At 64.0% G+C, this 6502-nt stretch carries 7 protein-coding genes; 1 reads left to right on the forward strand and 6 read right to left on the reverse strand.

The features are described 5' to 3' along the window. The 3 genes from EOA24_RS23845 to EOA24_RS23855 form a co-directional block, all read right to left on the reverse strand. Nucleotides 1–1014, reverse strand: a 1014-nt coding sequence (locus tag EOA24_RS23845) for a glycosyltransferase (RefSeq protein WP_127410123.1), incomplete at its 3' end; no start/stop codon positions are given. A gap of 15 nt (nt 1015–1029) precedes the next feature. Continuing rightward, complete coding sequence (locus EOA24_RS23850) at nt 1030–1626, reverse strand: histidine phosphatase family protein (RefSeq protein WP_126079201.1); 597 nt, start codon at nt 1624–1626, stop codon at nt 1030–1032. Beyond that, the gene (locus EOA24_RS23855; protein WP_126079200.1) at nt 1623–2726 is read right to left on the reverse strand and encodes an inositol-3-phosphate synthase; all 1104 of its coding nucleotides are present in this window, start codon (nt 2724–2726) and stop codon (nt 1623–1625) included. Before EOA24_RS23855 ends, EOA24_RS23850 begins: the two co-directional genes overlap by 4 nt. Nucleotides 2727–3132: 406 nt before the next feature. On the opposite strand from EOA24_RS23855, the gene EOA24_RS23860 reads away from it, so the two are divergent. After that, nucleotides 3133–4614 carry a hypothetical protein gene (locus EOA24_RS23860; protein ID WP_245501841.1) on the forward strand — a complete coding sequence of 494 codons (1482 nt, stop codon included), beginning with the start codon at nt 3133–3135 and terminating at the stop codon, nt 4612–4614. 17 nt (nt 4615–4631) lie between these two features. Here EOA24_RS23860 and EOA24_RS23865 read toward each other — a convergent pair whose 3' ends face one another. The 3 genes from EOA24_RS23865 to EOA24_RS23875 form a co-directional block, all read right to left on the reverse strand. Then, entirely contained in the window at nt 4632–4817 is a 186-nt protein-coding gene (locus EOA24_RS23865) for a hypothetical protein (RefSeq protein ID WP_126079198.1), read from the reverse strand. Nucleotides 4818–4897: 80 nt separating this feature from the next. Next, nucleotides 4898–5932: a UDP-glucuronic acid decarboxylase family protein gene (locus tag EOA24_RS23870; protein ID WP_126083543.1), complete on the reverse strand. Its 1035-nt coding sequence runs from the start codon at nt 5930–5932 to the stop codon at nt 4898–4900. A 23-nt stretch (nt 5933–5955) separates the two neighbouring features. Next, nucleotides 5956–6502, reverse strand: a 547-nt coding sequence (locus EOA24_RS23875; RefSeq protein ID WP_145992541.1) for a glycosyltransferase, incomplete at its 5' end; no start/stop codon positions are given.

The following is a 6502-nucleotide window of genomic DNA, read 5'->3' on the forward strand; positions in this document are numbered from 1 at the left end:
CGACGCTTTTGCATCCACGTCGAGGACACGCTCCCGGGCGCGGCGGCCGAGCGTTGCGATCTCATTGTCGGACAGGCCAAGCGCGGCAACGACGTCGCCGGTGCTGTGCGCCAACAGAATCTCGCTGCCGGGCGTGAAGAAACTGTCGAGGCCGGCCCAGTCGTCGGAGATGATCGCGGCGCCGCACGCAGCCGCCTCGAACAGACGGCCTGACGGGCACCAGCCCTGTCGCGCCATCGCTTCGCGGGTGACGTTGAGCGTCAGGCGCGAGGAGGAAAAGAAGGCCGGGTGGTCGGCGGGGGGCAGGTGCCTGACGAAATAGATGTTGCTGCTCCAGGGGAAGTCCTGCGGGTACTGCGCCCCGCCTATGACGAAACGGCGGTTCGGCAGTCGGGCCGCTGGAGCGACGAGCAGCCTTTCCACGGCCGCCTGCCGGTCCGCGGCATAGGTGCCGAGATAGGACAGGTCGCATGCGAACTCGGGCCTTGGCTGCGCCGGCCGGTGCCGGTCAGGATCGACATGGCCGTAGAGCGGCAGGACATGACGGGCGCCAAGAATGCTCTTCAGTGTGTCGATCGCCGGCCCTCCGGTATAGCTCAGGACCAGATCGAAATCGCGCAACCCCTTCGGCTCGAAATAGGCCGGGTAATCACCTCGCTCGATGCTCGCCAGCGTCACCGGTGTATCGAGATCGTAAAAGACCTTCAGGCCGCGGCAGCTGTCATTCGCGATCCGCGAGGCCTCGACGGCATCGGGACAATAGGAGGTGACGATGACGACGTCGGCTTCCCGTATCGCAGCCTCGGCCTCCTGGCGGATGTCCTCCCAGTCTGCGTAGAGAACGATATTCCCGCCCTTGAGCCGGTCGATGTCCCTGGCGCCGGCATAGTAGGGCGTATCGCGCTCGAAGAAGCTGATCGACCAGCCAAGCGGCGCCAGAGCGCCGCGCCAGAGCGTGGCGTGTCCGTTGCCCCACGAGGATGTGACGGTGAGGCCGAAAATGACCATGCGCATCGGTTGCCGCTCCCGTCAGGCGATTTCATTCAAACGGACCAGCTTCGACCCCCAGTCGCCGTGGACGACCGTTGTGATGGAGGCCGGCGCGATGTCGAAGCGGAAGCAATCGCCGAGCGGGAGGCCGAGGATCGCGCAGACAGCCGCCTTGATGACATCGGCATGGCTGACAAGCGCGATGCACTGACCCTGTCCATTCTCGCGCAGCGCGTCCATCAGGCCGATCATCCTGTGCTGCACGTCCAGCATGGTCTCGCCGCTCGGCGTGCGGGCGCTCTGGCGCTGGTCGTTCCAAAGCCGCCAGCTTGCGTCACCGTTGAGTTCCTCGAAGGTCTTGCCGGACCATTCGCCGAAGTCGATCTCGTCGAGTTCCTTGCAGATCGCGATCTTCTCAATCTCGCAAGCGATGGCGATCGGCTTCGCTGTTTCCAGCGTGCGCTCGCGCGGACTGCTCAAGATCGCGGCGAGCGGTTCGCGTGCCATGCGGCGAGCCAGATGCAACGCCTGCGCCTGGCCGGCTTCGCCCAGGCGAACGCCCTCGAGCCGCCCGGCCAGGTACGAGCCGACATGATCATGCGCCGCGTGGCGGATGAGAAAGAAGGTGGTGGTCATTCGGCGGCGTCCAGCATCGGCTCGTCATTGCCGGCGATGAAGGCGAGCGTGCGCAGGCGCGCCTCTGCGTCGGTGAACTGCTCCGGCGGCGACTTCATGAAGTAGCTGCTGGGGCCTGTGAGCGCGCCGGCAATACCGCGGTCGAGGGCAAGCTTCGCGCAGCGGACGGCGTCGATGACGACGCCTGCCGAATTGGGCGAATCCCAAACCTCCAGCTTGAGTTCGGCATTGAGCGGCACGCCGCCGAAGGTGGTGCCTTCGACGCGGATATAGGCCCATTTGCGGTCGGTCAGCCACGGGACATGGTCGCTGGGTCCGACATGGATGTTCCCGGCCTCGAGCGGGACGTCGATCTGGCTGGTGACGGACTGCGTCTTCGAGATCTTCTTCGATTCCAGCCGCTCGCGCTCGAGCATGTTGAGGAAGTCGGTGTTGCCGCCGAAGTTGAGCTGGTAGGTGCGATCGATGCGCACGCCGCGCTCGCGGAACAGATTGGCGAGCAGCCGGTGCACGATGGTTGCGCCGACCTGGCTCTTGATGTCGTCGCCGACCAGGGGAAGGCCGCGCTCCTCGAAGCGTTGGCGCCATTCCGGCCGCGAAGCGATGAAGACAGGGATGCAATTGACGAAGGCGCAGCCTGCATCGAGCGCGCATTCCGCGTAGAAATGGGCGGCCGCTTCGGAGCCCACCGGAAGATAGCATATCAGAATCTCGGCCCCGCTCTCCCGGAGTCGAGCGATCACGTCGGCAACCGGCTCGCCAGACTCCGGAATCTGGTCCCGGAGATATTTGCCGATGCCGTCGAGCGTCGGGCCGCGATCCACGCGGACCCCAGTCGGTGCAACGTCGGCGAAACGGAAAGTGTTGTTGGGCGCGGTGTAGATCGCTTCCGCCACATCGCGCCCAACCTTGTTTTCCGCAACATCGAAGGCGCAGACCACCTCGATATCGTCAACATGGTAGCCGCCGAGATCGGCATGCATCAGTCCGGGGATCGGCTCGTTGCCGTTGGCGTGGCGATAGTAGGAGAGACCTTGCACAAGCGATGATGCGCAATTGCCTACGCCGACGATGCCGATACGAACCTTCTTCGATGTCACGAAACCACGGCCTCTTTGGTTGGAGGTAAGTTCCTCGGCGCCGAACCGGGAGCGGCCGCGAATGTTCCTTCGCGCCGCGAAAAATTGCCGAGCCCGATTGCGGATCAAACAGGCGCCGCTTCGCGTTGGCGACCAGACAGCAGGCAGGAGCCGTATGATCGTCTTCGGCGACCACAAGCGAACGCATAGCGCAGAGCAGCTCAGGGAAGCTGTCCTGGCCGAGGCTGAAGCGATTGGCGATCTGCCTGCCGGCATCGAACGTCACGCTGCTCTGGTCGATCTTTTCGTTACCGCCTCGGAACTCTTCCAGGGCCTTGCCGACGCGGAATTCGACACCAGAGGTGCCGACGGCAGTTCGGCGAGGCAGAAGCTGGGTTCTGAAATCCTCGTCGAGCTGTCGCGGGAAGTGCTGCGGTCCTGGCAGCAGGGATTTGCCCGAAAAGGATCGCTCGATGCGTCGCTGCTGGCGAAGCTCGCCGCCATCGACTGCGGCAGCAAAATAACCACCGGGCCGGCCGAAGGCTATGCGCTGTACGCCCTCTATCCGGAAACCTATCTGCTTGCGGCGCTGCGGTCCGGTCTCGACGCAAACACCTGCGTCATCGGCATCCGCAGCATCGGGCTCGGCCTCGCGGCGATGGTCGCCGCCGCCCTGCATGCGCCGCCGCCAATCAGCGTGCGGCCGATCGGCCATCCGTTTAGCCGGCACATGAGCGCGGCGCCAGAACTTCTGGGCTCTTGGCGCGACAGACCGCGAGCCGAATTTGCCATCGTCGATGAAGGCCCGGGCCTCTCCGGCAGCTCCCTTTATGCCGTCATTGTCTGGCTGCGCCGGCAGGGCATCGACCAGGAGCGCATTCATCTCTTCCCGAGCCATCGCGGCGGGCCGGGCGCGCAGGCTGATGCCGAGACCGTCGCTGCCTTGTCGCAGTGCCAAAGCCATGTCGCGGACTTCGAAGATGTCTTTGACGGCGCGGTTGCCCCCGGGCTACGGGACTGGATAGGACATCTGCTCGGCAAGGCCGATGTTGAGCTTCAGGAAATCTCCGGCGGCGCGTGGCGGGAACATCTATCTGCGCCGGCAGACGCCTGGCCGCCTGCATTCCCGGCATTCGAGCGGCGCAAATTCATCGCTTCGGCCGGCGGCGAACGCTGGCTGATCAAGTTCGCGGGCCTTGGCGAGACAGGACAGCGCAAGCTTGGTACGGCCAAGGTACTCCACGAAGCTGGCTTTGGCGCTCAGCCTGCCGGACTCTGCCACGGTTTTCTGGTCGAGCGCTGGATCGATGCCGACAGGCTGGACCGGGAAGGGCCGGCAAGGGATCTGCTGATCGATTGGCTTGGGCGTTACCTCGGCTGGCGCGCCGCCAAGCTGCAGACCGACGAGACAGGCGCGTCGCTGGACCAGCTCGCAGGCATGTCGGTGCAAAACTGCGAGGAAGCGCTGGGGGAGAGGTTCGCGCACGCCTTGCAGAGCTGGTTTGCCGGCCAGCCGTCACCGGGTCCGACGCGCCGGGTCGAGATCGACGGACGGCTGCATGCGTGGGAATTTCTGGTCCGCCCGCACGGGAGCCTGCTCAAGACAGATGCGTTCGATCATTGCCGATCGCACGATCTTATCGGCTGCCAGGGCATAGAATGGGACATCGCCGGGGCAAGGGTCGAACATGACCTGTCCGCCGCCGAGCTTTCGAAGCTCGTGGGCTGCATCGAGCAGGCGACATTGATCGACAGAGCTTTGGTCGACTATTTGGAGCCCTGCTATCTCGCGTTTCAGCTTGGCCTCTGGACGATTGCAGGGCAGTCGACTGACGAGGAAGAGCGGATGCGGTCGACGCGCGCAGTTGAACGTTACAAAGACGGACTTGTCCGGCTTCTGGTCTGTTGAAAGCCAAGCCCGCTGGGTCAGTCGAGCCTGCGCAGCATATCGGCTTCCTGCTCCAGGATGCTTGCCACTTCTTCCCGTCGCAGATGCGTCATCATCAGGCTGACGCAACACTCGAGATAGGTGATGGAAGCTCTTCGCAGGAACGCGGCGGTTTCCGCCGCCGCCATCTGGTCGATGTCGTTGACTGATCGCTTCGGCTTCACAGCTCGTCCTCCATCGCGGTTGTCATGCCCAACCGCGATGTCGGGTGGTTGTTCCGCCCCGGTGAAAAGATGCCGCTGCTTTAGAGCTGCAGGTTCTGCAGCTTTCCCCCACCCGCCCTGTCGATTGCAGTGACGGGCGCGATCGCCAGATCGTCCACCCCTGAAAAGTAGACGATCGTCTGCAGCAGGCCTTGCCTGAGAGGCACCTCGGGCGACCAGCCGAGAAGCGCCTTTGCGCGGCCTATGTCGGGGCGCCGGCGGCGCGGGTCGTCCTCAGGCAGAGGCAGGAATTTCACGGGCGATCTGGTGCCGGTCAGCTCGCGCACCAGTCTTGCCAGCTCAAGGATCGAAAACTCCCCGGGATTGCCGAGATTGACTGGCTGGCGTGGATTGGGGTCGACATCCATCAGGCGGCGCAAGCCCTCGACCAGATCGGTGACATAGCAGAAGGAGCGGGTCTGCCGGCCATCGCCGAAGATCGTCAGCGGCCGCTTCTCGATCGCCTGCATGACCAGATTGGAGACGATACGGCCGTCGGCGGGGTCCATCCTCGGCCCATAGGTGTTGAAGATGCGCGCGACGCGAATATCCGCCATCTCGGCGCGCTGATAATCGAAGCAGAGCGTTTCGGCGGCGCGCTTGCCCTCGTCGTAACAGGCTCGCGGTCCGGTGCAGTTGACGTGGCCGACATAGTCCTCGCGCTGCGGATGCTGTTCCGGATCGCCATAGACTTCGCTGGTCGATGCTTGCAGGAAGCGGGCGCCGCTGCCGGCGGCGAGCTCCAAAAGGTTGAGAGTCCCGATCACACAGGTCCGCGTCGTGTGGATAGGGTCGGCCTGATAGCGAGGCGGCGATGCCGCGCAGGCCAGGTTAAAAACGCGATCGACAGGTTCACCGAGTTCCAGAGGGGTGCAAACGTCCTGCTCGATCAGTCGAAAGCGCGCCTGGCCAACCAGCGAACTGATATTCTCCATTCTGCCGGTGAGGAAATTGTCGACGCAGATCACGCGATAGCCGTCATGCAGCAGCGCCTCGCATAAATGCGAACCGAGGAAACCGGCACCGCCGGCAACAAGCGCGGTCCTTCTTTGTTCAGCCCTTTTAGATCGCCGCATATCGATGGTCTCCTGTCTGCCGCTCATGCCGCACTTTCGACGTCAAGATCGACCGCCGGACGCATCCCCACAGACGGCGTCAGCGCCGAAACGAATTCACGTGCCCTTGCCATGGCGGTATGTCTTGAAAGCACCGCCTCGCGCGCCCGTCTGGCCATGTCGAGCCTTGCCCGCTCGGATTTGGCGCTGAGGATCTCCTCGACATCTGCGGCAAAAGCTGCCGTCTCGATCGCCGGTCCCGGGAAGAAATCGTCGAGCCCGGGCCAGCGGTCGCTTATGATCGGCGTGCCGCAGGCAGCGGCTTCGAAAAGCCGCACGCTGGGCGACCATCCGGCCGCGATCATCGACGCCCGCGTAAGGTTCAGCGTATAGCGCTGGCGGCTGTAGAAGGCGGCATGTCCAGAAGGCGGCAGGTGCTCGATCCGCTCGACATTGTCCGGCCAGGCGATATCGGAGGGATATTGCGAGCCGGCGACGACGAAGCGGCGGTCGGGCAGGCGTCGCGCAGGCTCCAGAAGCAGCGCTTCCAATGAGGGCTGGCGATCGGCGCTGTAGGTGCCAAGATAGCCA

This window comes from Mesorhizobium sp. M2A.F.Ca.ET.039.01.1.1 (assembly GCF_003998035.1).
Taxonomy (GTDB): domain Bacteria; phylum Pseudomonadota; class Alphaproteobacteria; order Rhizobiales; family Rhizobiaceae; genus Mesorhizobium.